Consider the following 26373-nt stretch of genomic DNA (forward strand, 5'->3'; position numbering starts at 1 on the left):
CTACGGTCGGCAGATCATTCCCGTTCCCGCCAGGAGGACCCGGTGCGCGTACTCGACCTGACCGACGAATTGGCGCGGCAGGGCGCCCGGCTGCTGGTCGGCCTCGGCGCCGACGTGGTGCGGGCCGACCCGGACGACCAGCTGCCGGAGACCGCGCGGATCCATTGGCACGCCGGGAAAAAGCTCGCCACGGGGACCGCCCTCGACGCGCTCGCCGCGGAAGCGGACGTGGTGCTGGAAAGCGGACCGGCCAACCGGTTGCGCGGGCTCCGTCCCGACGGCTCGTCGCGGTGGCCGCACGCGGTCCACGTGGCGGTGACCCCGTTCGGCCTCACCGGCCCGCGGCGCGGCTGGGTCGGCGGCGACCTCGTGCTCGCCTCGGCCGGCGGGATGACCTGGCTCGGCGGGAAACCCGGCGGACAGCCCAAGCCCCCGCCGCGGGAACAAGCCCTCCAGCTGGCCGGGGCGCACGGCGCGATCGCGGCCCTGCTGGGCGTACTCGCCAAGGACCGCACCGGCGCCGGGCAGCTGATCGACGTGTCCGCGCAGGAAGCAGTCGCCGCGACGCTGGAAACCGGGGCGATCTCGTGGATCCACGCCGGACGTTTCCCGGTCCGCAACGGCGGCGTCTACGACCATGTCGCGCACCGGATTTTCGCGGCCGCGGACGGCTATGTCGCGGGCGGCTATTCCGGCAGCGAACGCATGTGGACCGATTTGCTGGCCTGGCTGGCCGAGGAGGGCGAGGCGGCCGATCTGCTGGACGAGCGGTTCGCCGACCCGGTCCTGCGCTGGGCGGAACGCCCGCACGTAGACGAGGTGATCGCGCGGTTCGTCGCGAAACGCACCGCGCGGGAGGTCGCCGAACAGGGCCGGGCCCGCGCGCTGCCGTGGGCCGAAGTGACTCCGCCGAGCCAGTTGACCGGCAACCCGCAGCTGCGCGACCGGAAGTTCTTCGTTTCCGTCGACGGGATCGAAAACGCCGGTTTCCCCTGGAACGCACCCGCGCTGCCCCGGCCGGTCGCGCTGTCGCGGCTCGCCGAGGGCCGGTGGAGCAGCGCACCGCGCACGCCGCGGGCCGCGAGCGGCAGCCGGGCCCTGGACGGGGTTCGCGTCCTCGACCTGACCTGGGTGCTGGCCGGGCCGTACGCCACCAAGATCCTCGCCGAACACGGTGCCGACGTGATCAAGGTCGAGTCCCGGCACCGGCACGACCCGACCCGGTTCTCGCCGTCCATGCGGCTGCGGCCGGACGCCGGACCGGACGACTCGGGCTACTTCCTCAACTTCAACCGCGGCAAGCGCAGCCTCGCGCTCAATCTCCGCACCGAAGCCGGCCAGGCCGTCCTGCGCGACCTGGCTGCCCGCTGCGACGTCGTCGTCGAGAACTTCAGTCCCGGGGTGCTGGCGAAGTGGGGCCTGGACTACGAGTCGCTGCGGAAGCTGAATCCGCGGGCGATCCTGGTGTCGATGTCCGGCGTCGGGCACACCGGTCCGTGGCGGAAAGCGGTGACCTTCGCCGACACCCTCGCCGCGATGTCCGGGCTGTCCAGCGAAACCCGCGACCCGGGCGAGCCGCCCCAGGGCCTGGTGTTCGGCCTCGGCGACATGGTGGCCGCCAACGCCGCCGTGCTCGGAGCGCTCGATCTGCTCGCCCGGGGAGAGGGCGGGCACGTCGATCTGTCCCAGCTCGAAGCGATGGCCGCCACCATGGGTCCGGCCGTCCTCGACGACGGCCGCGACGACCCGCGCACGGCAGCACACCCGAACCGCTCGCCGCACGCGGTCCCGCACGGCGTCTACCCCGCCGCAGGCGACGACCGGTGGATCGCCATCACCGCGCAAGACGAGGCGCAGTGGGCTGCATTGCGCGATATAGCCGGACTCCCCGGCGACGGAGACCTCGCCCAGCGCCGAGCGGCCGAGGACGAGATCGACACCGCGCTCGCCGCCTGGACCCGCGACCAGTACGCCGCCGACCTCGCGGCCCGGCTGCAGGCCGCCGGAGTCGCCGCCGCACTCGTCGCCACCGGCCGCGACCTCGTCGAAGCCGACGAACACCTCGCCGCACGCGGTTTCTACCCCGCGCTGGAACACCCGATCGCGGGCCCGGTGCGACACGAGGGGATCGTCGCGCGGCTGACCGCGACTCCAGGCGCACTCGGCTCGCCCGCTCCCCTGCTCGGGCAGCACACCGAAGAGGTGCTGACCGAGCTGCTGTCTCTCGACGACGACCGCATCGCCGCATTGCGCGCCGCCGGGGCGACCGAATGAGACCCGTCGGTGCGACACGAAGGCATCGTCACCTGGCTGACCGTCGCCCCGGTCGGCCAACCAGCGCCCCGCGAACCACCCCATCACCACCACAACCACCCGCCGCCCCGCACCCCGCCGGGACGACCGGAAAGAGAACCACCGCAGGCCCGGCGCAACACGAAGACAACGTCACCCGACTGACCGCGACCCCACGCGGCCAACCAGCGCCCCGCGAACCACCTCATCACGCCCCCCGGCACGCCGCCAGGACGACTGAACGAGAACCACCGCCCACCTCGCAGAACCCGCTCCGAGCACCCACGACAGGCACGGCGCGCCACGAAGACACCCGACTGCCCGCCCAACCAGTGCCCCAGCGAACCACCCCATCACCACGACAACCACCCACCGCCCCGCACCCCGCCAGGGCGGCCCAAGGAGAGGAGTGCGCATGCCGGTCCTGACCATCACCCGGGACTCGGGGGTGGCGACCATCCGGATCGACCGTCCCCCGGCCAACGCGGTGAACCCCGGGATGATCGAGGAATTCCTCGAAGTCCTGCCTCAGCTGCTGGCCGACCCCGCCGTGCGGTGCCTGGTCGTCACCGGCACCGGCAGGTTCTTCGTCGCCGGTGCCGACATCGCCGTCATGCGGGATCTCTCCGACGCCAACCAGGCGAAGATGCGCCGCTGGATCGACGTGCAGCGGCTGCTCGAGCGAGCCGCGAAACCCGTCGTCGCCGCGCTCAACGGGCATGCGCTCGGCGGCGGCGCGGAGTTGTCGCTCGCGTGCGACGTGCGGATCCTGTCCGCGACAGCCAGTTTCGGCTTTCCCGAGATCGCGCTGGGGCTCTTTCCCGGCGCGGGCGGCAGCCAGCGCCTTCCCCGGCTGGTGGGTCCGCATCTGGCGAAGCAGCTGATGATCGACGGAACCCGGCTGACCGCGACGCGGGCGCTGGCGCTGGGCCTGGTGGACCGGGTCGTCGAGCCCGGCGAGTTCGAGGAAGCGGTCGCCGAAACCGCACGCGGACTGGCCGCCAAACCGACCGCGGCGATCGGGCTGCTCAAACGGGTGGTCGACGAGGGGTACGGGCTGCCGATCGAGGAAGCGTTGCGGCACGAGGAAAAAGGCGTGCTGGAATTGACCCGCACCGCGGACGCCGCCGAGGGACTGCAAGCGTTCCTGGACAACCGCCCGCCGGAATTCACCGGGCAGTGAACGGAAAGGCGGCACCGAACTCCTCGGCGCCGCCTTTCCGTTCAGTACTGCGCCACCATCGGCGTGTCCACTCCGAGGTCGCCGACCGTGCCCGCTCCGCCGGGAGAGCCCAGCGGAGTGTCGCGGCCGGGAAGCGGTTCCTCGAAGAACGCGATCGAGTCGGTCACGAACACCGCCTTGCTCTCGTCGCCGCGCGCCTTGCGGTCCACGAAGATCGCGTCCACCGGGCATTCCGGTTCGCAGGCGCCGCAGTCGATGCACTCGTTCGCGTTGATGTAGCTCTTGCGGTCGCCGACGTAGATGCAGTCGACCGGGCAGACGTCCAGGCACGCCCGGTCGGTGACGTCGATGCAGTTGGCTCCGATGACGTAGGCCATGATTTTCCTTTCCGGGTCAGGAGTTTTCGGTCGAATGACCGGGGAACAGCGACAGCTCCGGGTCGAGCGCGACCGCGGCGTTGTTCACCGCCGTGGCGACCTCGCCGAAGCCGACGGACATCAGCCGGACCTTGCCCTCGTACTCGGTCACGTCCCCGGCCGCGTAGACGCGTTCGAGGTTGGTGCGCATCCGCGAGTCGACGACGATCGAACGGCCGCGCAGCCGCAGGCCCCAATCGTTGAGCGGTCCGAGATTGCTGACGAATCCGAGCGCGGCGACCACACTGTCCACTTCGAACACCCGAGGCGCGTCGTCGCCGCGTACGCGAACGTGGGCGCGCCGCAGCGACTCGTCTCCGGTCAGCGCCTCGACCTCCGCGTCGGTGACCACGGTCGCGGTGCTTTCGGTGACCGCGGTGACGTTCGCGGCGTGCGCGCGGAACGCGGACCGGCGGTGGACGAGCGTGACCGACCGCGCGATCGGCTCCAGCGCCAGCGCCCAGTCGACCGCGCTGTCCCCTCCGCCGACGACGAGCACGTCCTGCCCGCGGTGCACGCCCGGGTCGGCGACGAAATAGCTCAAGCCGCGGCCGAGGTAGTCCTCCCCCGCCGGGAGTTTGCGCGGGGTGAACGTGCCGATGCCGGCCGTCAGGATCACCGCCCCGGCCCGGATCGCCTGACCGTCGGCCAGCGTGACCTCGGCCCGGCCGTCGGTGGCGTAGTCCAGCGTCACGGCCTGCCTGCCGAGCAGGTACTCCGGCCCGTACTGCCCTGCTTGGTCCAGCAACGCGGCAACGAAATCCCGGCCGCGCACCCGGGGCAGCCCGGCGACGTCGAGGATCTCCTTTTCCGGGTACAGCGCGGAAATCTGGCCTCCCGGCTGCGGCAGCCCGTCGACCACCACGGTGCGCAGCCCGCGAAATCCCGCGCAGTAGGCGCCGTAGAGACCGGTCGGGCCGGCCCCGACCAGCAGGATGTCGGTTTCGATGGGCGCAGTGGGCATGAGCCGACCTCCGTCGATGCGATGTGTCTGAAGTGGACAGACTGTGTCCGCGGCTGACCGGGACGGTAAGCCGGAGCCCGGTCCGGGCGGGCGCCGTGCGGACCGGTGAGCGGACCGCGGACCGGATTCCGGACCGGGGTCCGGTGAGCGGACCGGAGGCATTGGCGGCACGGGCTCGCGGTGGTGGACTCGCGACCGGCTTCGGCACAACGAACTTGGAGCGGTCATGAGCGTGCAGAACGGGGAGAAGACCGGCACCGCGCCGCGCGGGCGGAACCCGCGGCCGGGAAGGCTTCCGGGCCGGCAGGACTGGTCGAGCTGGCCGCACTACCAGGCCGCGGCGGCCGGGTTCCGCGGCTACTGGTACCCGGTGGGCCACGCCTCGCGGTTCACCGGCAAACCGCGGCAGATCACGCTGCTCGGCGAGAAAATCGTGCTGGTGCGCGACGGCGGCGCGGTGTACGCGCTGAAAGACCGGTGCCCGCACCGCGGAGTGCCGCTCTCCCAAGGCAACCAGCAGTTCCCCGGAACCATCTCCTGCCCGTACCACGGCTGGACTTTCGACCTGAAGAGCGGCGCGTTGAAGGCGGTGATCACCGACGGTCCCGGGTCGCCGATCTGCGGCAAGGTCACCCAGCCCGCCTACCCGGTCGAAGAACGGCTCGGCCTGGTGTGGGTCTTCGTCGGCGACGGCGAGCAGGCCCCGCCGATCGACGAGCAGCTGCCGGAGGAACTGGTCGGGAACGCCGCGGTGGTCGGGTCGCGGATCCAGCCGCGCGAGGGCAACTGGCGGTTCGCCTGCGAGAACGGCTACGACGAGGGCCACGCGAAATACCTGCACCGCACCGCGTTGTGGCGGTTGTTCAAGCCGATGCCGGTGTGGAACGAGACCTCGATCGTGCAGCGCGGCCGGTGGATCTACCGGGTGCAAGACAAGCAGTACTGGACCGCCGACTTCCCCGGCCTCGGCAAGTGGGACAACCAGGCGTGGTTCAAGCTGCGGCCGCCGAAGGAGGTCGGCAACATCGGCAACACGAGCACGCACCGCGAAACCAACCCGGTGATCGCCGCCCAGCAGTTCCCCGGCTTCGCCTCGGTGAGCATGCCCGGCGTGCTGCGCATCGTGTACCCGACCTTCATCCACTACGAGTTCTACGTCCCGGTCGATGCCGGCAACCATCTCTACGTCGGCGTGCTGGCCAGCTTCCAGCGCGGCTGGAAAGCCCTGCCCTTCTACGCCAAGTACCTCGGGTTCGTCCGCTGGCTGTTTCACGGCCAGTTCTCCGGGCAGGACAAGTGGATGGTCGAGGTGACCGACGCGCCGCCGGAGAAGCTCTACCGCCCGGACGATTCGCTGCTCAAATGGCGCAAGCTCGCCGAGGACACCTGCGAGGACCGGGCCGAGCGGCTCGCCGCGCAGGGCATCGCCGTCCCGGCGCCGGAGGTGCGCTGATGGCCCGCGTCGTGCTCGGGGTCGGGGCGTCGCACTCGACGCTGATGAACACCCACTGGGACAAGGTCGTGCACACCGGCCGCGCCGAACGGTTCCGGGACGCGCTGCGCGAAGCCCGCGACGAGATCGCCGCCGCGGAACCCGACCTCGCGATCATCGTCGGCTCCAACCATTTCCGCGGCTTCTGGCTCGACCTGATCCCGCCGTTCACCCTCGGCGTCGGCGAGGTCATCGGCTCCGGGGAAGCGAAAACCCCGTCCGGACCGCAGAAAACGGCCCCCGAATTCGCGCAGCGGCTCGCCGGGGAGCTCATCGAACGCGGCACCGAGGTGGCGATCTCGGCACGGCTGCAGATCGACCACGGCCAGACCCACGCGATCCAGTACCTGCTCGACGGGCTCGCCGTGCCGGTGGTTCCGTTGGTGGTCAACGTTTTCGCCGCCCCGCTTCCGCGCCCCGACCGGTGCGCCGAGCTGGGCCGCAACCTGACCGAGGCGATCGAAGCGCTGCCGGACGACCTGCGGGTCGTCGTCATCGCCTCGGGCGGGCTTTCGCACCAGCTGCCCTGGCCGGACGACTGGCGCGCGCCCGACGGCGAGGACGAGGAGTTCCTCGTGGAAGCCTGGCTCAACGGCCGCGGCGACTGGGAACGCTACGACGGCCGCCGCCGGAGCATCACCACCGCGGCCCGCCCCGTGCTGTTCCCCGAATTCGACGAGGCGTTCCTGGCCGACCTGGAACGCGGCCGACTGGCGAAGTACACCTCGATGACCACTGAGGAAATCGGCAAGGCCGCCGGCAACGGCGGGCAAGAGCTGCGCACCTGGCTCGTCATGGCCGCCGCGCTCGGATTCGCCCCGGGCCGCGCGCTGGCCTACTCCCCGATGCCGGAGTGGCTGACCGGGATGGGGGTGGCGGTGATCCGGCCGTGAGCGACCTCGACGCCGTCCTCGAGCGCGTCACCGAAGACCGGCTCCGCGCGGCCGCGCACGCGGTCACCGACATTCCCAGCCCGACCGGCCGGGAAGCGCCGCTGGCCCGGCTCCTCGCCGCCCGGCTGTCCGCCGCCGGTTTCGCGGCACAGCCGCAATACCTCGACGAGTTCCAGGCCAACGCGGTCGGCCGGCTGCGCGGCACGGGCGGCGGCGAGGACCTCCTGCTGTACGCGCCGATCGACACCCTGACCACCGGACAGTCCGAATTGGACGTTCCGTGGATCGGCCCGGAGCTGCGCCCGGACATGCTCGCGGAAGCACGCGACGAAGGCCCGTTCGTCTCCGGCCTCGGCGCGAGCAACCCGAAGGGGCACGCCGCGTGCATCCTGGTGCTCGCCGAGGCGCTGGGCGAGGTCCGGCCCGACTTGGCCGGGGACGTGGTGGTGGCCTTCGGCGCGGGCGGAATGCCCACCAACGCCGTCGACGCGCCCGGCTATCCCGCGCGCGCCAACACCGGCCAGGGCGTGGGATGTTCCTTCCTGCTGGAACGCGGATGGCACACCGACCACGCGGTGATCGCCAAGCCCGGCGATTTCGTCGCCCACGACGAGGTCGGGCTGTGCTGGTTCGAGATCACCGTGCCCGGGATCCACACCTACGCCGGAAGCCGACACCGGCTGCCCTACCGCAACCCGATCGTCACCGCAGCGGACATCGTGACGCGCCTGGAGCGGTGGCTGGCCGACTACCCGGCCCGCCACCGCACCGCCACCGCCGCGCCGCAGGGCGTGGTCGGATCGATCGCGGGCGGCTGGGAACGGATGCTCGCGGTCACCCCCGCGGCGTGCCGGATCCGCCTGGACGTCCGGATCGCGCCGGGGACGAAACCCCTTGCGGTCAAAAGGGAACTCGCCGCGTTCCTCGCCGGCGTCGACCCCGCGCTCGACCTGGAGATGGTCCTCGCGATCCCCGGCACCAGCACGCCGCCGGACTCGGCGATCGTCCGGACCGCGATCGAGGCGTGGGAGCGGACGTCGGGCCGGAGCCACGATCCGGCGCCGGACAACAGCGGCGCCACCGATGCCAACATCCTGCGCGCCCGGGGCATCCCGACCGCCCGCGTCGGCATGCCGAAGGTCGCCGCCGCCGAGTTCGACGTCGATTTCAGCCGCGGCATGAACACCGTCGACGTCCGCGCCATGCGCCGGCTCTGCGAGGTGCTGGCGCGCACCACCTTGTCCATCACCGGGAAGGAAGCAGCATGACCCCACCGCCCGAAAGCCGCTTCGCGGACGCGGACGGCGTCACCTACCACTACCACGATCTCGGGTCCGGACCGGACACCGTGTTCCTGCACGGCGGCGGCCCCGGCTGCACCGCATGGAGCGACTTCGGCCCGGTGGCCCCGCTGTTCGCCGCCGACCGGCGCTGCCTGCTCGTCGACATCCACCAGTACGGCAAGTCGGCGAAAACCCCGATCACCGGGCCGATGTGGGACCACCACGCCGCCAAGACCGTTGCCCTGCTCGACACGCTCGGCGTGGAGCGCGCGGACTTCGTCTGCAATTCCTGGGGCGGCACGATCGCGCTCAACCTGGCCGCGAAATACCCGGACCGGGTGCGGTCGCTGGTCGTGACCGGCAGCATGCCGGTGTTCTACGGCCCGCTCGCCCCGCTCCCCGAAGGCGCGCGCCGCGGCCGCAACGCCCGCGACGCCTACTACGGCGGCGAAGGCCCGACCCGGGAGAAGATGCGGCACCTGATCACGAGTCTCGAGTGGTACGACGGCGAGAAACTGCCGGAGGAGACCCTCGACCTGCGCTACGAGCAGAGCCTCGACCCCGGCGAACGCGAACTGGCCGGGATGTCGGACTCCCCGCGCGGCGACTGGCAGGACCTCACCGGCGAACTCGGCCGGATCCAGGCTCCGGCGCTGTTCATCTGGGGCATGCACGACGCGTTCCTCACCCCGGACTACCCGCTGATGCTGGCGCGCATGGTCCCCAACGGGAACCTGCACGTGATGGACCACGTCTCCCACCACCTGCAAGAGGAACGCCCGCACGCCTACCACGCGGTCGTCGACGGGTTCTTCCGTTCCCTGGCCGGAAACGAGGTGCCCGCGTGAAAACCGTCCTCGCCCTGCTGGCCGCCGCGGCCGCGGCCGTCGGCCTCCGCAAGCTCGCCGCCCGCAGCAACACCCAAGTCCACCGCATCAACACCAAGGAGCACGCGTGAGCATCTGGACCGAACTGAGCCCGACCCCCTACCGGGTCGAATACGTCGACGCCGCCGGGGTCTCGACGCGCACGCTGCGTGCCGGGAACCCGGATGCCGCGGCGGCGGTGTTCCTGCACGGCACCAGCGGGCACCTGGAAGCCTTCGCCCGCAACATCAGCGCGCACCGCGAGTTCGACGTGCACGCCATCGACATGCTCGGCCACGGCTACACCGGGAAACCCGCTCACCCGTACGAAATCGCCGACTACGTGAAGCACCTTCTCGACTACTTCGACGCTGTGGGCATCGAAGCCGCGCACATCGTCGGCGAATCCCTCGGCGGCTGGGTCGGCGCGCGCGCCGCGATCGACCACCCGGAGCGCGTGCTGAGCCTGCAACTGCTGTGCGCGGGCGGGACGGTGGCCAACCCCGAGGTCATGGACCGGATCCGGACCAGCACGAAGAACGCCGTCGCGACCGACGACGTCGAGCTGACCCGCAAGCGGCTGCGGCTGCTGATGGCCAGCGAAGCCGACGCCACCGAGGAACTGGTGCAGGTGCGGCACGCGATCTACCACACGCCCGAGTTCGTGTCCAATGTAGACAATCTGTTGTCGTTGCAGGACATGGAGCGCCGCCAGCGCAACCTGCTGCGCCCGGAACACCTGGCCCGCATCACCCAGCCGACGCTGATCGTGTGGGGCAGGCAGAACCCGTTCGGCGAGGTCCCGGAAGCGGCGAAGATGCACGAGAACATCCCCGGCTCGCGGCTGGAGCTGTTCGAGGAGTGCGGGCACTGGCCGCAGCACGAACAGGCCGCCCGGTACAACCCGCTGAGCCTGGAATTCCTCCGCAAGGCCGCCGCGTGAAGGCGGCCCGCTTCCCCGCCTGGGGCGCCGACCCGGTCGTCGACGAGGTGCCCGAGCCGGTCCGCGGAGACGGCGAAGTGCTGGTCGACATCCAGGCCGCGGCGGTGGCGCACCTGGACGTCACCGTCGCGAGCGGCACCTTCGGGCTGAAACCGCGGCTGCCTTACATCGGCGGGGTCGAAGGCGCCGGAATCGTCGTGGCGTGCGACGAGGACTCCGGGCTCGAACCGGGCTGCCAGGTGATGCTGCGCGGCGGCGGGCTGGGCCTGAAACGCGACGGCACCTGGACCGAACGGGCCAGCGTCCCGGCCAAGGCGGTCACCCGGCTCGCCGCGCCGCTGGCTCCCGAGGTCGCCGCGACCTTCTTCGTTCCCGCGACGACCGCGTTCGTCACCCTGCACGACGTGGCGAAGCTGGGCGCCGACGAGGAGGTGATCGTCGTCGGCGCGGCCGGCGCGGTCGGCGCGATGGTGGCGCAGCAGGCCCGGCTCGCCGGCGCGAAGGTGACCGGCGTCGTCGGCCGCGCCGAGCAGCTCGCCGACGTGCCGGACGGCGTCGTCGGCGTCTGCCTCGACTCGGCGGAGGACACCGAACGGCTCGCGCGGGACCGTCCGGCCTCCCTGCTGGTCGACACTCTCGGCGGAGACGGGCTCATCACCCGCAGCCGCTGGGTCCGCCCGGGCGGACGGGCCGCGGTGATCGGCTACGTGACCGGCGCCGAAGCCAAGGTCGACCTGCCGTCCTGGCTCCTCGACGACGTCGCGCTGCTGCCGGTCAACATGATCCGCCGGGAGCGCGAGGCCCGCGAAGCCTGCGGCGATCTGATCAAGAAGCTGTCCGAGGGCGAACTGGAAGTGCGCGTCCAGCGCTACCGCCTCGCCGACGCGGGCGCCGCGCTCGCGGACCTGAAGGCCGGTCGCGTGCGCGGCCGTGCTGTCCTCGTCCCGTGACCGGGTCCGGTCAGCGGACCGGTCCGTTGGCCGGACCCGTTCCGCTGACCGAACCTGGTTCCATGACCGGCGGTGACTCCATGAACAGCGTCCTCGGCAAGGTCCAGCTCATCCTGGAAGCCTTCGGACCCGACGACGAGCACCTGAGCCTGACCGAGCTGTCCCGGCGCTCCGGCGTCGCGAAGGCGTCGGTGCACCGCCTGGCGCAGGAACTGCTCGCCTGGGGCCTGCTGGAACGCCGGGGCAGCGACTACTGGCTCGGGATCCGGCTGTTCGAAATCGGCCAGCGCGTGCCGCGCCAGCGCATCCTCCGCGACGCCGCCCGCCCGTACATGGAGGATCTCTTCCAAGCCACCGGAGAAACCATCCACCTCGCCGTCCCGGACGGCCGCGAGGTCCTCTACCTCGAGAAAGTGTCCGGCCACCGCCAGGTGACCACCCCGTCCCGCGTCGCCGGACGAGTGCCGATGCACTGCACGGCGACCGGCAAGGTGCTGCTCGCGTTCGGCCCGCGGAACCTGGTCGAGGAAGTGCTCGCCTCCCCACTCGAACGACGCACCCCGCACACCGTCACCGCACCCGGCGTCCTGCTGAACGAACTGGCCCGCGCGAAGGCGAACGGCTACGCCGTCGAGTACGAACAGACCCGCGTCGGCTACGCGAGCGTCGCCATCCCGCTGACCGGAGCGACCGGCCTGACCACCGGCGCCCTGTCGATCACCGCGCCGACGGTCCGGGTGGACGTGGACAAATACACCGGTCTGCTCGCGATGGTCAGCCACCGGATCACCAAGACGCTCAGCGCGATGCGATCTTCGGCGGAGGTGCTTTAGGCACCGAGTGCTGGTCAGAGCACAGGGGACACCCGCCCGGTGCGCGGCAGGTGGAGTTGAGTGGCCTTAGGGTTCGCGAGGATGCCAGCCCAGAAGGCACGCGCCCGGGAGCACAAGCCGCCAGGCGTCAAGCCCCGGGCTGCGCGGTACTGATCGCGGCGCGTTCTCGGTGAGACCGCGGCGGCTTTGGTGCGCAACGCGGCACCGCTCCCGACGTTGCACATCCGGCACGATAGGCAGATGCCAGGCGTCGCGAAGCGAGTCGGTGAAGACGGTGGCGGGCGGCCCTCCCTTGCCGCCCGCCACCGTGGGTTGTCCGCGGGACAACCTTCCTCCGGTCCCCGACCGGAAGCTCTCAGCCGCCGAGGATGCTGACTGCTCCGCCCGCACCCGGCATGGCGGCGATTGCCGCGGCGATCGCGGACGCCGCATCCCGATAACCGTTGTCTCCCAGCACTTTGCCGACCGCGGCGCGGATGTCGGCTGGCGTGGCACGTTCGCCGTCGAGCGCGATTCCGGCACCCCGCTCGGCGAGGTGCGCGGCCAGAGCCGGTTGGTCGGCCGCTTGGTTGGGAAGTCCGACCACGGGCACCGCGTGCCGCATCGCCGCGGCCACTGTGCCGTGGCCCGCGTGGGTAACCACGGCGGCCGCCTCCGGGAACACCTTGGCGTGCGGGAGGAACGGCACGACGGCGGCGTCACCCGGCACGCGGACTCGCCGCGGGTCGACCATGCCGGCGGTGACCAGCACCCGGTGCGAGCCGTCGTCGAGCGCGTCGAGGGTGCGTTGCACGCGGCTGGTCTGGTCCCATGCCGGGCCGGTGGAGAAGCTGGCCACGATCAGCGGGCGCTGGTCGCCGGCCGCCCACGGCGGCGTCCAGGCGGACGGCTCGACCGGCTCTTCGACCGGGCCAACGAAGGAGAACTCCGCGGGCAGCCGGGCGGCCAGCGGATCCAGCTCCGGCACGCTCGTGCACAGCGTGCGGAAGGGAGTCCAGGCGTCCCACAGCCGCTCGAGACGCGCGCGACCCCCAGCCGCGCGCGTCTCGTTGACCGCGGCCAGGACAGACTGCTCAAACGGACCGTGCGGGGGCGCCAACGCACCCGGGCAGCTGTGCACCAGCACCGCCGCCGGGATCTCGGCGCGTTCGGCGGCGGCGAGCGCGCCGAACATCAGGCAGTCGACGATCAGCCGGTCGGCCGGCTCGTCGGCGAGCAGCTGTCCGAGGTCGTCCAGGTGCTCGCGGCACGCCCACACGGCGTCGGCCAGGACCGGCATCCAGTCCCGCGGCGGCCGCGCCGGCCACCGCCGCTGGGCCGCGGGCAGCACGCGGAACGCGAACCCGAGCGCGGCGAAACGTTCCCGCTGCGCCTCGTACCCGGCGAAGGTCACCTGATGCCCGGCGGCCCGCAGCGCGGCGGCGATGCCGATCGCGGGCACCTGGTTTCCCGCGCCGGGCCAGGTCAGGAAGAGGAATCGGCTCATTGCCTGCTCCGCACGATCGACTCGATCATCAGCCGCATGGTCGCTTCTGCCTCGGTGCGCGAGCGGCCGAAGTCCCGCCGCAGCAGCTTCCAGGTGTAGACGTCGGAGGCACAGACCAGCGCGTCCAGGACGCGGGCCCGCTCGTCCGCCTGCCGGGTGGTCAGCAGCGGCCCCAGCAGGTGCTCGACCCGTTGCCGGTGTTTGGCCCTGCCGACCTCGACGATCGGGCTCACCGCCGGATCCGTTTCGTCGGCCAGGGTGCGGACGACCACGTCGCCGAACTGCTCGTAGTGGTCGAACCAGGTCCGCACGGCGGCGTCGACATCACCCGGCTCGGCACCGTACAGCTGCTCGGCGATCTCCGCGAGGAGGTGCTCGAAAGCCACCTGGAACAGCTCTGTCTTGCTGCCGGCCACCCGCAGCACGGTCTGCACCGTCACCCCCGCGCCGGCCGCGACGTCCTCCAGCCGGATGTCGGCGCGCAGCCGCTGCCGCAGCAGATCGGCGGCAGCGTTGAACACACGCCGCCGGGTGGCCTCGGCCGCCTCCGCTCTCGCGCGCATCCGGTAGGGCCGCCCAGAATTCATGTTAGTCAGATTAACACGAAATTGGCCGCCGAGGGAACGGAGCGGGACGACCGGTGGCCTCCGCCGTCCGCACCGCCTTCGAACACAGCGAACAAGCGGACCAAGACCGACGAGTCCGAGGCAGCGCCATAGTCACCGGCACGAGGTGCCGCCCATTCGCAGGCATGCCCCGCGGAGCCGCACGACGCGATACGGAGGAACCGGCGGTCAAGACACCGCCATCGCCCCGGCCGCAAAGCGGGTGCGGAGCCACTCCCCCATTTCCGCGCCGGCCAGCGTCGCCCCGGAGGTCATTCCTTCCCGCAGCGGAGCGCCGAAATGGCGGCCGGGCACCCGCACGTGCGTGATGTCCGCGGCGCCGCTCAGGTCGCGGAACCGCTGGGCGTCGGCCGGGAAGCACGCCTGGTCGCCGGTCAGTTCCACGAGCAGCGTCGGCACCGTCACGTCGGGCAGGCACGCCGCCAGGTCCGCGTTGCCCGAAATCGCCGACCAAGTCGACAGCCACGAATCCGGGGTCGTCAGGCGCCCGAAGCCCAGGACTCCGTAGTTGGTGAGGTCCGGGCGGCGGCCGAACAGCGAGCCGTACGGGCGGTCGTTCGGGTCCAGGGACAGGTCGACCGAGCGCAGGTCGGCATCGGTGCGGTAGACGGTCAGGACGCCGGTGGCCAGCGCGGTCCGGCGATCGGCGGCGTCCCGGGTTTCGCCGTACCTGCGCCGCGCCGCCGCGGACTGCTCGGCGAGTTCGCGGGCCTGTGCGTCGATCCGGGCGATCCGGTCGTACTGTGCCTTCCGGTAGGCCGCGACGAACTCTTCCGAGTACGCGGACGAGCCGGGCGGTTCGGCGAAGCCGTTGGGCGGGAGGTACGGGTCCAGGTCCGGCGCGGCCGAGCGCGGGTCCCGCTCGTCGACGACCGACGGATCGATCAGCCGCAGCAGCAGCGCGCCCTGGCCGGGGTGCGGGGCCATCATCAGGAACCCGTCCGCGAGCGGCATTTCGACCTCCCCGAGCGGAACCGGCTTCCCGCTCGGGGCCTTGCGCAGCCGCTCCGCGGCCGGGCGGGCGGCCTGCTGGAGGTAGAACGCGGCCAGCGCGGCGCCGCCGGAGTGTCCGATGAGGACTACCCGCGAGAATCCCTTGTCCCGCAGGAAGACGTTCCCGGCGGCCAGGTCGAGCAGAGCTTGCTCGTGCAGCAGGGTCAGGTCGTTGCCGACGGTCCGGGTGCCCTGGGTCCACACCGCGTATCCCTGGCTCAGCAGCTCCGGCACCAGCACGTGATGCGAGAAGTCCTGCCGCGGATGCATCAGCACCGCCACCGTGGTCGCGCCGGGGACTGTCCTCAGCAGACCGTTCACGGTCGCGCCGTCGCTCGTGGAGAGCTGGTGCGCGGTCGTGGTCGTCGCCTCGGGCAGCTCCGCCGGGGCGAGATACCGGCCGGCGCCGAGTCCGTTCTCAGCCATCGGACCGCCTTTCGACCCGCAACGCGTTCTTGTCGTGCTGAGTGATCACGGATCCTTCCAGCCCGGCCACCGCGCTGTACCAGACCGCGTGCCGGCACCCGGTCGCGCGGCGGTCGATCACGATGGTTTCCGGTGCGGTGACGCGGAAATACGGCCCGATCCGGTCGACGGTGGTGTGCTCGTCTTGGCGCGCGACGTCGACCACGCCGACGTTTTCGGGCACATCGAGAACGTAGAACCGGGCCATGTCAGACCAGCTCCTTCCCCGCCGGCTCCCACGACGCCGCCCGCTCGACGATCAGCTCCGCCTTGCGGGTCAGCAGCTGGTCCATCGACGGCGCGTCGCCGGACACGACGTCGCACAGCGCCTGCAGGGTCAGCTCCGCGTCGAGGTCCTCCTGCGGCGTGACCGGGCGCAGCGCGCGGGTGATCTCGACCATGTAGCCGTTCGGGTCGTGCGTGTAGATGGATTCGATGGTCTCGTGCATCACCTGCATTTCCACCGGCCATTCGGATTCGTCCAGGCGGCGGCGGTACTCCAGCAGGTCTTCCTCGTCCGCGACATTGATCGCGAGATGCCTGCTGTCGGCGAAGAACTTCGGCGTGCCGTGCGGCAGCCGGGCCCAGGCGTCGCCGGGCGCGGTCTGGTCGCCCGCCGGTTCCCAGCCGAAGTAGTAGAAGAACGCCAGCCGGTCGCCGCCGCCGATGTCGAAGAAGAAGTGGATGAAGTCCGGGTGCCGTTCCGGACCCCAGCCGGCCGCGCAGATCGAGTGCACGATCGGGAACTTGAGCACGTCGCGGTAGAACCGGACGGTGGCGGCCGGGTCGAAGGTCGGGAACGCGGCGTGGTCGACCCCGCGCACCCGGTGCACTGGCTTGTCAGTCATCGGAACTCCTTGTCAGACCTGGACGTTGGCGTCGGCGCGCAGCAGCGAACCCGCGCCGGGAAGATCGACGGGCAGGCCGAGGCCGCGCAGGATCGAGTACGCGCCCGCGGTGGCCGCCGACAGCACCGGCAGCCCGAACTCCTCTTCCGCGGGCTGGACGAGGTCGAGCGACGGCATCTGGACGCAGCACGAAATCACCAGCGAGTCGCTGTCGCTCAAGTCGAGTTCGCGGGCCGCGGCCAGCACCGTCTCGCCGGGAATGCAGCCGACTTCGGCGTTGTCCGCGACGCCGAGCGCGCGCCAGCCGGTGATCGTGAACCCTTCGGCTTCAAGGTATTCGACGACCGTGCGCGCCACGGATTCGGTGTAGGGCATGACCAACGCGACCCGCTTCGCCGCGAGGTCGCTCAACACCCGCACCAGCGCGCCCGCGCTGGACAGCACCTTCGTGTCCGATCCGCCGAGTGCGAGCTGCTCGGCGATCCGCAGCTCGGCGTCGCGGTGCTCGCCCGCACCCATGGCCATCACCGCGACGAGACAGGCGTAGAGCAGCACGTCCGTCTGCGCGTCGCCGATCTCCAGCACGCATCGCTCGCGCTGCGCGTTCATCGCGCGCAACTGTTCGGGCGTGACGGCGTGCATCCGCATCCGGCTGGAGTGGAAGGAAAACTCGACACCGTCCACGCGCCGCAGCAGCCGCGGCAGCTCGGTCTCGACAGTCACGTTCGAGCTCGGCACGATCAGCCCGACGCGCCGGGAATTGCTGGTCACGAATCCTCCTGGGAGACAGTCACGAAATCGGCCCGGCCGGCGCCGACCGAAGTGGCCGCGAAGGCCCGCGCGGACCGCGGCAGGTCCACTCCGACCGTCCGCTGGGTCTGCAGCCGCAGCCGCTCGGCGAGGTCCACCCGGGCCCAGAACTCCCCGGGTTTCCCGGTCACCAGCACCGGCCCGGCGCCCGCGGCGAGCCGCGCGACCGTCCGGTCGGCGGCCTCGCCCCACACGTCCGGCTCGGTCCACGCGACCTCCTCGACCGGCTGCCCGAGGTCCGCTCGCGGGACCGCCCGCGCGGGCAGCTGGATTCCGTTGCCGCGCAACGGTTGTGCCAACACCCACTCCGCCGGGTCGCCGGACGGCGCGGCGCCCAGCCACTCCAGCGCGGTGCGCACGACCTCGGGTTCCGAGGCGGCGTAGTCGGCCATGGTGAGGTTTCCGGAGCGGGTCATGTAGGACAGGCCCAGCCGCTCGGCCGGCCAATCCGCCCGCCAGCGGTAGGAGTCCCACCACCGCTGGCTGCGGCCGGCGAGCTGCTTGAACCGCTCGACCGCCGGCCGGCGGGCCCGCTCGTACGCGGCGAAGGCGGCCGTCGCCGAGCTTTCCCCGGCAAGGGCGTCCGCCAGCGCGATCGCGTCTTCCAGCGCCAGCTTGGTACCCGAGCCGAGCGTGTAATGCGCGGTGTGCGCGGCGTCGCCGAGCAGCACGACGTTCCCGACGTGCCACCGGTCGAGGCCGAGGTTGACGAACCGGCTCCACCGCGTGCGGTTCGCGAGCAGTTCCCCGCCGCGCAACTGGTCCGAGAGCACGTTTTCGAGCAGCCGCACGCTCTGCTGGTCCGTTTCGCCGGGCGCGGTCGCCGCGTCGAACGCGCCGAGGCCGGCGTCGGTCCAGGTTTCGTCGTCCACTTCGATCAGGAACGTGCTGCGGTCCTCGGCATACGGGTACGCGTGCGTGACGAAGAGCTGGTTCCCGCGCCGGACCGACGCGAAAAACGCGGACGAGGCGGCGAACGGCGCGCCGCACCAGACGTACCGCGTCCGCCCGAGGCTGGTGCGGACGCCCAGTTCGGCGCTGAGCTTGGCGCGCGTCCCGCTGCCGACGCCGTCCGCCGCGATCACGACGTCGCCGTTCACCGAGCCGAGATCCGCGCGGGACCCGGCCCGGTACTCGACGCCGACCTCGGTCGCCGCTTCGGTCAGGACTCGCAGCAGCGCGGCGCGGCCGACCGCGAGGTTCCGCGCGCCGTGCAGGCACACGGACCGGTCCTCGGCGGCGAACCGCAATTCGTGGCCGACGTAGCTGACCTCCCGGACCCGGTCCGCGGTCTCCGGATCGGCCTGTTCGAGATTGCGCATGGTGGCCTCGGTCAGGCCGACGCCGAACCCGAACGTGCCCTGCGCGCCGTCCATGCGTTCGTGGACGACCACTTCCAGAGCCGGCTCGCGCAGTTTCAGCAGCCGGGCGGCATACAGCCCGCCGGGGCCGCCGCCGAGCACGGTCACCCGCCGGGTCATCGCGCGCTCCCTTCGGCCAGTTTCGCCCGGACGTCCTCGCGCAGCCGGTTCTTCGCGACCTTGCCGACGTTTGTCAGCGGCAGCGCGGGCACGACCTCGACGCGTTCGGGCAGTTTGTATTTCGCCAGCCCGCGGGCGAGCAGGTGCGCGCCCAGCGTTTCGACCGTCAGCGGCGCCGCGCCGTCCTCCAGCACGAGATACGCGCAGGCCCGCTCGCCCAGCACCGGATCGGGCATCGCGACGAGCGCGGCGGTGACCACGTCCGGATGCGCGACGATGATCTCCTCCACCTCCTCGGCGAAGATCTTCTCGACGCCGCGGTTGATCACGTCCTTGATCCGCCCGTCGATCGAGTAGCTGACGCCCTCCGCGGTGACGTGCCGCCGCGCCAGATCGCCGGTGCGGTAGAAGCCGTCGGGCGTGAACGCGGTCCGGTTGTGCTCGTCGGCGCGGTAGTAGCCGCGGATCGTGTACGGCCCGCGCGCGGCGAATTCGCCGACCTCGCCGTCTGGCACCTCGTCCTCGGACACCGGGTCGAGGATCCGGATTTCGTCGGCCGCGGAGATCGGCGCGCCGACCGTGTGGTGGCGCACCGCCTCGTTCGCGCCGGCAGGCGTGAGCAGGAACATCCCTTCCGCCATGCCGAACATTTGCCGGATCCGGATGCCCAGCTCGTCGCGCAGCCGCTCGGCGACCTCGACCGGCAGCCGCTGCCCGCCGACGACGAAATCGCGCAGGCCGGAGAAATCGGTCCGCTGCGCGCGCGCCGATTCGAGCAGCCGGACCGCGAGTGCGGGCGGGACGAGCGGCAGGACGTCCGGGTGGTGCTCGGCGATGAGGTCGAGCAGGGTGTCGACGTCCGCCGACGGCGCCAGCACGAGCGTCGCGCCGGCGAAGATCGACGGCTGGAGCGCGAGCGAAATCCCGGCGTTGTGCATGAGCGGCAACGGATACAGCAGACGGGAGCGCTCGTCCATCTCCATCGCGGCGGCCCAGGCGCGGGCGTTGTAGGCGTATTCCTCGTGCAGCCGCGGCGCGACCTTCGGCAAGCCGGTCGTGCCGCCGGAAAGCTGGAAGACCGCCGGCCGGAGAAGGTCGGATTCGAGATAGGGCAACGGTTCCCGGACCGGTTCGCGCACCAGCCGGGCATAGGCTGGTGCCGTGCCGATCGGTTCGCCGCGGCACGTCACGACCTCGGCGACCGCGCCCTCGGCCAGAAGCCGTTCGGCCTGAGCGCGCAGCCGCCCGTCGCGGAAATCCGCCTGCACGAGGAGCGTGCGGGCGCCGACGTGCGCCGCGAGCAGGCCGATCTCGCGCGTTCCGTGCTGCGGCAGCGTGCACACCGGCGGCGCGGCGGCGAACAGGCAGCCCAGGTAGGCGACGACCGTCTCGGCGACATTGCCCATCTGGAACATCACTGGCTCGCCCGGCCGGGCCGCGCCGGAGCGAAGCAGCCCGGCCGCGAACCGCTGGGCTTCGTCGAACAGTTCGTCGTAGGTCCACGCGCGGCCCTCGGCCAGCAGCGCGGTCCGCGTCCCGTGCCGGCGGGCGGAGTCGAGCAGTTCCGCCGGCAGCGACCGCCCCGCCCAGAACCCGGCACGCCGGTAGGCAAGCACGCTGACCTCGTCGTACGGGGTCGTCGGTGGTGCAGGTGGAGGCAACGTCATGCGAATGACGGTAAGCCGGTCCGAGCGAAAGTTCAATAGCTATGTCGAAAGTTCGACACTCATGTCATGAGACCGGGCCAGCCGAGGATCCGAACCGGGAACCCCGCCCCGGACATGCGAAAAGGCCGTGCGGCGCGGAGTGCGCCGCACGGCCGGAGCAGGAACCCGGTCAGCCTTCGAGACGGTCCAGGAGCACGCGGATCTGGGCGATCGTCTTGGCGTCCTGGCGTCCGCGCCCGGCACGGTCGCCGGCGGCGAGCATCGACGTCGCCAGGCCGGTGATCGTCGCGACGACCGCTTCGACGTCCGAGCCGGGCCGGAACCACCAGGCGACCCAGTTGCACATGCCCAGCAGGGACAAGGCGGCGGTGCGCGCGTCGACCGGGCGGAACTCGCCGGTTTCGATGCCCGCCTCCACCAGCGCGGTGAACTCGCGCAGGACAGTGCGCTTCGCCCGCAGGTGCTCGCCCGCGAGCGGTTCCGGCAGGATCGACTCGGACCGGTCGAGAATGCGGAACTGGTCGGAATGCTCCGCGCGCTGCCGCACGATCAGCCCGACGACGTCGGCGATCTTCTCCGACGGCGCGAGATCGTCGCGCGCCTTGAACTGGGCGAGCACCTCGGCGAACCCGTTCGTGACCTGTTCGACGAGCATCGCGAGCAGGTCTTCCTTCTTGCTCACGTAGTGATACAGCGCGGGCCGCGAAATGTTCAGCGCGTTCGCGATGTCCAGCAGGCTGGTCGCCTCGTAGCCCTTCTCCGCGAACAGCCGGGTCGCGGTGTCGAGCAATTCCGAAGTCACCAGCGTGCGGCGCAACTCGCTGCGTTTTCCCTTACCCCGCTCTGCTGTGGACATGATCCGCAGCTTACCCGGGCGCTCACCGCACGCCGTGGATGCCGTGCGCCCCGAGCCAGCCGACGATCTCGTTCAGGTAGTCGACGCCGCCGTAGCCGAGCAGCGTCGCGTGGCCGGTGTTCTGCACGATGTATTTGGTGAACATGCCCGGCCGGTAGTAGCCCGGCTCGTTCGCGGACATCGGATCGGTGTCGCAGTCGTCAGTGGTGCCGCACCAGATCTTGTCGTACTGGCCGGGCGACCACAGGATCGGCACGTCGATGTTCTTGGTCTGGTCGGTGTAGGTGCGCAGGGTGATGTCCGCCAGTTCAGTGGCCGACATCGTGTCCTTCGTCGCGTCCTCGACGGTCAGCTGCTGGGGGTCGAAAGTGGACGCCGGACCGTAGAAAATGGTGCGGCGGCCCGGAATGCTGGTGAGATACGCGGGATCGGCCGCCCACGGCTGCCCGGAGAACTTCGGGTCCAGCAGCGCGGGATAGGCGAAAGTGCCCAGCCGCGCGGTCGAAGCCGGGGTCAGCAGCCCGTGTCCGACGGCGTGCACCATCAGCGCGTCGACGTCGTGGAAGGTGCCCGCCTCGACCTGCGAGGTGAGGCCGCCCATCGAGTAGCCGTTCAACGTGACCGTGCCGAACGACGCACCCAGGCCGCCTTGGCGCAGGTATTGCACGATCTGATGCGTGGTGTTCGCGGCGACGTCGAAGTTCAGGCTCGCGCCGAGCGGATGGTCGCTGTGGCCGTATCCGATCCGGTCGAGGTTCAGCGTCGTGAAGCCGCGCTGGGTCATGTAGCGGACGTAGTTGTAGCGGTCCGGCTGATACGGCCAGTCGTAATAAGTGTGGTCGTAGGTCCCGCCGTGGATCAGGACCTGCACCGGCTGTTTGCCCAGCAGCGCCGGGTCGGACGTGCACAGCTGGCCGAATTCCTTGAGCACAGCGGAACTTCCCGGTTCGGTGACCGGGAAGAAATAGTCGCGGCACTGCGCACCGCTCGCCGAGGCCGCGTCCGGCAGGTCCGCCTCCGCCGGGGCGCCGGGCAGCCCGGGCACCGCCCGCGGGGTCAGCGGCCAGCCGTCGGCCGCGCTCGCGACGGCCGCGGCACCGGCCAGCGCGAGCGCCGCGGCGGACGCCACCGCCGCGATCCGGGAAATACGTCGTTGCACGCTGCGCACGGTGGTCTCCCTTCGACGGGCGGGCCCCATTGCCCGCCCTCTTACATGAGTGTCATGTTATCGACACACGTGTTGAAGTCAAGGGTCGGCGCAGGTGAAAGCGCTGCGTCCGCCGGGAAGGCGGCGCAGCGACCCGTCGAGAACGCGGGCGTCTTCTCCGAATTTCAGCGGGTTCGCTCGGGAGACCACTGCAGCAGGAACCGCAGCGCTTCCTCGCTCGGCGAGCCCGGTTGCGCCGTGTAGGCCACCAGCAGCTGCTCCGGATGAGTGTCCACTGTGAACTGTTGAACGTCGAGCTCGAGCTCGCCGGCCACCGGATGCCGGTACCCCTTCGACAGCGCTCGCGGCCCGCGGACCTGGTGATCCGCCCACCACCGCCGGAAATCCGGGTCCCGCACGCTCAGCTCGCCGACCAGTGTGTTCAACGCCGGATCGTGCGGTGTCCGGCCGGCTTCCATCCGCAGCACCGCGACGCATTCGCGCGCCGCCCGCGGCCAGTCCGCGTACCGCGACCGGAACGATTCGTCCACAAAGGTCAGCCGGATCAGATTTCTTTCCGCCGCCGGCAGCAGCCCGAAATCGGTGAGCAAGGCGGCGCTCCCCCGGTTCCAGGCCAGCACGTCCATCCGGCGGTGCAGCACCATGGCTGGCACGTCGCGCATCGTGTCCAGCAACTGCCGCAACCGGGGCGCGACCTCGGGCCGGGCCGGGAGACGCGGCGAGACCGGCGCGACGTCGGCGACCGCGAAGAGGTACGCGCGTTCGTCCGGCGCGAGGCGTAGGGCGTCGGCCAGCGCGTCGAGCACAGACCGGGACACGCGCTTCGTACGACCCTGTTCGAGCCGCACGATGTAGTCGATGCTGAGGTGGGCGAGCTGAGCCAGCTCCTCGCGGCGCAACCCGGGGACGCGCCGCCGCCGTCCGTCGTCCGGGTACCCGGCCTGCCGCGGATCGAGCGCCGCCCGGCGGGCACGCAGGAAGTCGCCCAGTTCGTTTGCCATGCCTCCAGTGTGCGGGGTGCGCCGATCCGCTTGCCTGGTACTGGGATGCATAGGCAGCACTGTCCCTGGTCGCGGCCGTGGACCGCGCCGAAGCTGGAGGCATGCGAAACGACGTCTCCTTCCCCAGCAACAACCTCCGCATCGCCGCCCACCTCTACCTCCCGGACGCCCCCGGCCCGCATCCCGCGCTGGTCGTCGGGCACCCGGGCACCGGCGTCAAGGAACAGACCGCGGGCACGTACGCCGAACTGATGACCGCGCACGGCTACGCCGCTCTCGCCTTCGACGCCGCCTACCAGGGCGAAAGCGAAGGCCTGCCGCGCGGACTCGAAGACCCGGCTCAACGAGTCGAGGATTTCAAAGCCGCCGTCAGCTGCCTGGCCGGCCGCGAGGACATCAACCCAGCCCGTATCGGCCTGCTAGGCATCTGTGCGTCCGGCGGCTACTCGCTGACCGCCGCCTCGACCGACCGCCGCGTGCGAGCCGTCGCCACGGTCAGTGCCGCCGACGTCTCCCGCCAGCTGCGCCTGGGCGCCGACGGAACCCAGGACCCGGCGGTCTTCGACGGAATGCTGAACGCTTCGCGGACCGCTTCCGGCGGCTTGCCGGTCTTCCCCGCGAACGAACAGGAAGCCCGGACCGCCGGCGAGCACGCCCACGAGGGCTGGGAGTACTACTGCACCCCGCGCGGCGCGCACCCCCGGTCCGCCACGACGCTGACCTGGGACAGCATCGACCGGCTCGCGTTCTTCGACGCTTTCGCACCGCTCTCGCTGCTCGGCCCGCGGCCGCTGCTGACCATCGTCGGCGAGCGCGCCGAGACCGCGTGGATGAGCATCGAGGCGTTCCAGCGGGCGACCGGCCCGAAGGAGATGTTCCGGGTGGCCGGAGCGTCCCATGTGGACCTTTACGACCGGCCGGCCGCGGTCGGCGCGGCGACGGAGAAACTGGCCGAGTTCTTCGGCAAGCACCTCTGACCCGGCGGGCGCGCGGGCTACAGCGCGTCGCGGCCGCGCTCGCCGGTGCGGACCCGCACGACGGTCTCCACCGGCGTGACCCAGATCTTGCCGTCGCCGATCTTGCCGGTGTGCGCGGTCTCCAGCACCGTGCGCAGCACGGTATCGACCTGGTCGTCGTCGAGCAGGATCTCCAGCCGGTACTTGGTGATGAAGTCGACCGCGTACTCGGCGCCGCGGTAGACCTCGGTGTGCCCCTTCTGCCTGCCGTAGCCGCGCACCTCGGTCACCGTCATCCCGGCGATGCCGAGATCCTGCAGAGCCGTCCGGACATCGTCGAGCACGAACGGTTTGACGACGGCGGTCAGCAGCTTCATCGAGTCTCCTCGCGCGCCGGCCGGGACGTCCCCGGCGCACCGGCGGGCGCGCTCCCCCGGCGTCCGGACTGGATTGCCAGCTCGTACGCGCCTTCGGCGTGCTCGGCTTCGTCGACACCGTCGATCTCGGCCTCGCGGTCGATCCGGAATCCCAGGACTTTGTGCATGACCCAGCCGATCAGGAGGGTCACCGCGAACGAATACCCTAGTACCGCCAGCGTTCCCGCCGTCTGGCGCCACAGCTGGCCGAATCCGCCGCCGTAGAACAGGCCGTTCGCGCCCTGCGGATTGACGTCCGCCGTCGCGAACAAGCCGATCAGCAGCGTCCCGGCGAACCCGCCGAGCCCGTGCACCGCCACGACGTCCAGCGAATCGTCGAAGCCGAACCGGTACTTCAGGCTCACCGCGAACGCGCACGCCACACCCGCGACGGCGCCGATCGCGATCGCGCCGAGCGGTTCGACGAAGGCGCACCCGGGCGTGATCCCCACCAGCCCGGCCACCGCGCCGGACGCCGCGCCGAGGGTGGTCGGCTTCCCGTCGCGGATCTGCTCGACCAGCAGCCAGCCCACCACCGCGGCCGCGCCCGCGACGGCGGTGTTCAGGAACGACGTCGCGGCCAGGTTCTTCGCGGCCAGCGCGGAACCGGCGTTGAACCCGAACCAGCCGAACCACAGCAGCCCGGCGCCGAACATCACGAACGGCAGGTTGTGCGGCCGGACCGCCTGCCTCGGCCAGCCGTGCCGGCGGCCGAGCACCAGGGCCAGCGCCAGCGCGGCGGCGCCGGAATTGACCTCGACGACGGTGCCGCCCGCGAAGTCCAGCACGTGCAGCTTCGCCGCGATCCACCCGTCGGGCGCGAAAACCCAGTGCGCCACCGGCAAATACACCAGCGTCACCCAGACGACGGAGAACAACGTCCAGGTCCAGAACCGGGCCCGCTCGGCGATCGCGCCGGCGAGCAGCGCCACGGTGATGATCGCGAACATCATCTGGAACGCGACGAACGCGTAGAGCGGCACCACGGCCCCGCCGAGGGTGACGGTCTGCTCGGCGAGCCCGCGCAGCCCCGCGAGCCGCAGGGTGCCGAGCAGGCCGGCGAGCCAGTCGGAGCCGAACGCGAGCGAATAGCCGTAGGCCACCCAGATCAGGCCGACCGTGGCGAGACAGACGAACGTCATCGCCATCACGTTCAGCACGCTCCGCGCGCGGACCATGCCGCCGTAGAACAGCGCGAGACCGGGCGTCATGAGCATCACCAGCGCCGCACTGACCAGCAGCCACGTCGTGCTTCCGGTATCGACCACGCTGGAACTCCTCGCTTTCGGCTACTGGCCGCTGCAAGTTAACCGCGCGGTGTTACGGGAATGTTTCCGTTGTTTTTCAGCAGGCCGCCCCCGATGGGGCGAAACCGGCGAAGCGGAAGAAACCGCGCAGCGGGACCATTCTCGTCCATTGTGGACGGTTCATGCGGATCGGCCGCCCGGCCGCGCTCGCCGCGCCGGGGTGTCGCGATCACCTCGA

The 26373-nt window shown here is 71.1% G+C and carries 25 protein-coding genes; 10 read left to right on the forward strand and 15 right to left on the reverse strand.

Features of this window, described 5'->3' with window-relative positions; translation table 11 throughout:
- Window positions 1-42 precede the first annotated feature (42 nt).
- Together L942_RS19360 and L942_RS19365 are read left to right on the forward strand one after the other, a co-directional pair.
- Window positions 43-2274: a CaiB/BaiF CoA-transferase family protein gene (locus L942_RS19360; protein WP_037362328.1), complete on the forward strand. Its 2232-nt coding sequence runs from the start codon at window positions 43-45 to the stop codon at window positions 2272-2274.
- A gap of 433 nt (window positions 2275-2707) precedes the next feature.
- Complete coding sequence (locus L942_RS19365) at window positions 2708-3475, forward strand: enoyl-CoA hydratase/isomerase family protein (RefSeq protein WP_037362330.1); 768 nt, start codon at window positions 2708-2710, stop codon at window positions 3473-3475.
- Between the two features lie 41 nt (window positions 3476-3516).
- Here the strand turns inward: L942_RS19365 and L942_RS19370 are convergent, their stop codons facing one another.
- Window positions 3517-3852 carry an indolepyruvate ferredoxin oxidoreductase subunit alpha gene (locus L942_RS19370; protein WP_037362332.1) on the reverse strand — a complete coding sequence of 112 codons (336 nt, stop codon included), beginning with the start codon at window positions 3850-3852 and terminating at the stop codon, window positions 3517-3519.
- Window positions 3853-3868: 16 nt separating this feature from the next.
- Entirely contained in the window at window positions 3869-4855 is a 987-nt protein-coding gene (locus tag L942_RS19375) for an NAD(P)/FAD-dependent oxidoreductase (RefSeq protein WP_037362333.1), read from the reverse strand.
- 226 nt (window positions 4856-5081) lie between these two features.
- On the opposite strand from L942_RS19375, the gene L942_RS19380 reads away from it, so the two are divergent.
- From L942_RS19380 to L942_RS19410, 7 genes are all read left to right on the forward strand, one after another.
- A complete protein-coding gene (locus L942_RS19380) occupies window positions 5082-6308 on the forward strand; it encodes an aromatic ring-hydroxylating oxygenase subunit alpha (RefSeq protein ID WP_037362335.1) in 1227 nt (408 codons plus the stop codon).
- A complete protein-coding gene (locus tag L942_RS19385) occupies window positions 6308-7240 on the forward strand; it encodes a catechol 1,2-dioxygenase (protein ID WP_037362337.1) in 933 nt (310 codons plus the stop codon). The genes L942_RS19380 and L942_RS19385 overlap by 1 nt, the downstream gene beginning before the upstream one ends.
- Window positions 7237-8508, forward strand: a complete 1272-nt coding sequence (locus L942_RS19390; RefSeq protein WP_200862866.1) for a M20 family metallopeptidase — start codon at window positions 7237-7239, stop codon at window positions 8506-8508. Before L942_RS19385 ends, L942_RS19390 begins: the two co-directional genes overlap by 4 nt.
- Window positions 8505-9371, forward strand: a complete 867-nt coding sequence (locus tag L942_RS19395; protein WP_037362341.1) for an alpha/beta fold hydrolase — start codon at window positions 8505-8507, stop codon at window positions 9369-9371. Before L942_RS19390 ends, L942_RS19395 begins: the two co-directional genes overlap by 4 nt.
- A 106-nt stretch (window positions 9372-9477) precedes the next feature.
- Window positions 9478-10332 (forward strand): alpha/beta fold hydrolase, encoded by an 855-nt coding sequence (locus tag L942_RS19400; protein ID WP_037362343.1) that lies wholly within the window; start codon window positions 9478-9480, stop codon window positions 10330-10332.
- Window positions 10329-11282 (forward strand): quinone oxidoreductase family protein, encoded by a 954-nt coding sequence (locus tag L942_RS19405; protein ID WP_037362345.1) that lies wholly within the window; start codon window positions 10329-10331, stop codon window positions 11280-11282. The genes L942_RS19400 and L942_RS19405 overlap by 4 nt, the downstream gene beginning before the upstream one ends.
- 62 nt (window positions 11283-11344) lie before the next feature.
- Window positions 11345-12115 (forward strand): IclR family transcriptional regulator, encoded by a 771-nt coding sequence (locus tag L942_RS19410; RefSeq protein ID WP_037362347.1) that lies wholly within the window; start codon window positions 11345-11347, stop codon window positions 12113-12115.
- 355 nt (window positions 12116-12470) lie between these two features.
- Here the strand turns inward: L942_RS19410 and L942_RS19415 are convergent, their stop codons facing one another.
- From L942_RS19415 to L942_RS19470, 11 genes are all read right to left on the reverse strand, one after another.
- Window positions 12471-13601: a glycosyltransferase gene (locus L942_RS19415; protein ID WP_037362349.1), complete on the reverse strand. Its 1131-nt coding sequence runs from the start codon at window positions 13599-13601 to the stop codon at window positions 12471-12473.
- A complete protein-coding gene (locus L942_RS42060; protein WP_158684493.1) occupies window positions 13598-14188 on the reverse strand; it encodes a TetR/AcrR family transcriptional regulator in 591 nt (196 codons plus the stop codon). The genes L942_RS19415 and L942_RS42060 overlap by 4 nt, the downstream gene beginning before the upstream one ends.
- Window positions 14189-14395: 207 nt before the next feature.
- Window positions 14396-15646, reverse strand: coding sequence for an alpha/beta hydrolase (locus tag L942_RS19430; RefSeq protein WP_037362351.1), 1251 nt, complete (start codon window positions 15644-15646; stop codon window positions 14396-14398).
- A complete protein-coding gene (locus tag L942_RS19435) occupies window positions 15639-15893 on the reverse strand; it encodes a hypothetical protein (protein WP_037362353.1) in 255 nt (84 codons plus the stop codon). Before L942_RS19435 ends, L942_RS19430 begins: the two co-directional genes overlap by 8 nt.
- A 1-nt stretch (window position 15894) precedes the next feature.
- Entirely contained in the window at window positions 15895-16533 is a 639-nt protein-coding gene (locus tag L942_RS19440) for a VOC family protein (protein WP_037362355.1), read from the reverse strand.
- Window positions 16534-16545: 12 nt separating this feature from the next.
- Complete coding sequence (locus L942_RS19445) at window positions 16546-17304, reverse strand: maleate cis-trans isomerase family protein (RefSeq protein WP_037362357.1); 759 nt, start codon at window positions 17302-17304, stop codon at window positions 16546-16548.
- Complete coding sequence (locus L942_RS19450; protein ID WP_037362359.1) at window positions 17301-18824, reverse strand: FAD-dependent monooxygenase; 1524 nt, start codon at window positions 18822-18824, stop codon at window positions 17301-17303. The genes L942_RS19445 and L942_RS19450 overlap by 4 nt, the downstream gene beginning before the upstream one ends.
- A complete protein-coding gene (locus L942_RS19455) occupies window positions 18821-20491 on the reverse strand; it encodes an AMP-binding protein (RefSeq protein ID WP_037362361.1) in 1671 nt (556 codons plus the stop codon). Before L942_RS19455 ends, L942_RS19450 begins: the two co-directional genes overlap by 4 nt.
- A 169-nt stretch (window positions 20492-20660) precedes the next feature.
- Window positions 20661-21347, reverse strand: a complete 687-nt coding sequence (locus L942_RS19460) for a TetR/AcrR family transcriptional regulator (RefSeq protein ID WP_037362363.1) — start codon at window positions 21345-21347, stop codon at window positions 20661-20663.
- A gap of 22 nt (window positions 21348-21369) precedes the next feature.
- Window positions 21370-22515 carry an alpha/beta hydrolase gene (locus L942_RS19465; RefSeq protein WP_235079265.1) on the reverse strand — a complete coding sequence of 382 codons (1146 nt, stop codon included), beginning with the start codon at window positions 22513-22515 and terminating at the stop codon, window positions 21370-21372.
- Between the two features lie 164 nt (window positions 22516-22679).
- Window positions 22680-23516, reverse strand: a complete 837-nt coding sequence (locus L942_RS19470; protein WP_037362365.1) for a helix-turn-helix transcriptional regulator — start codon at window positions 23514-23516, stop codon at window positions 22680-22682.
- 101 nt (window positions 23517-23617) lie between these two features.
- Between L942_RS19470 and L942_RS19475 the strand changes: the two genes are divergently transcribed.
- A complete protein-coding gene (locus L942_RS19475) occupies window positions 23618-24493 on the forward strand; it encodes an alpha/beta hydrolase (protein WP_037362368.1) in 876 nt (291 codons plus the stop codon).
- A gap of 17 nt (window positions 24494-24510) precedes the next feature.
- On the opposite strand, the gene L942_RS19480 is transcribed toward L942_RS19475, so the two are convergent.
- Together L942_RS19480 and L942_RS19485 are read right to left on the reverse strand one after the other, a co-directional pair.
- Window positions 24511-24849, reverse strand: coding sequence for a P-II family nitrogen regulator (locus L942_RS19480; RefSeq protein WP_037362370.1), 339 nt, complete (start codon window positions 24847-24849; stop codon window positions 24511-24513).
- Window positions 24846-26156: an ammonium transporter gene (locus L942_RS19485; protein WP_081655134.1), complete on the reverse strand. Its 1311-nt coding sequence runs from the start codon at window positions 26154-26156 to the stop codon at window positions 24846-24848. Before L942_RS19485 ends, L942_RS19480 begins: the two co-directional genes overlap by 4 nt.
- Window positions 26157-26373 lie beyond the last annotated feature (217 nt).

The organism is Amycolatopsis orientalis DSM 43388 (genome assembly GCF_000411975.1).
GTDB lineage: Bacteria > Actinomycetota > Actinomycetes > Mycobacteriales > Pseudonocardiaceae > Amycolatopsis > Amycolatopsis orientalis_D.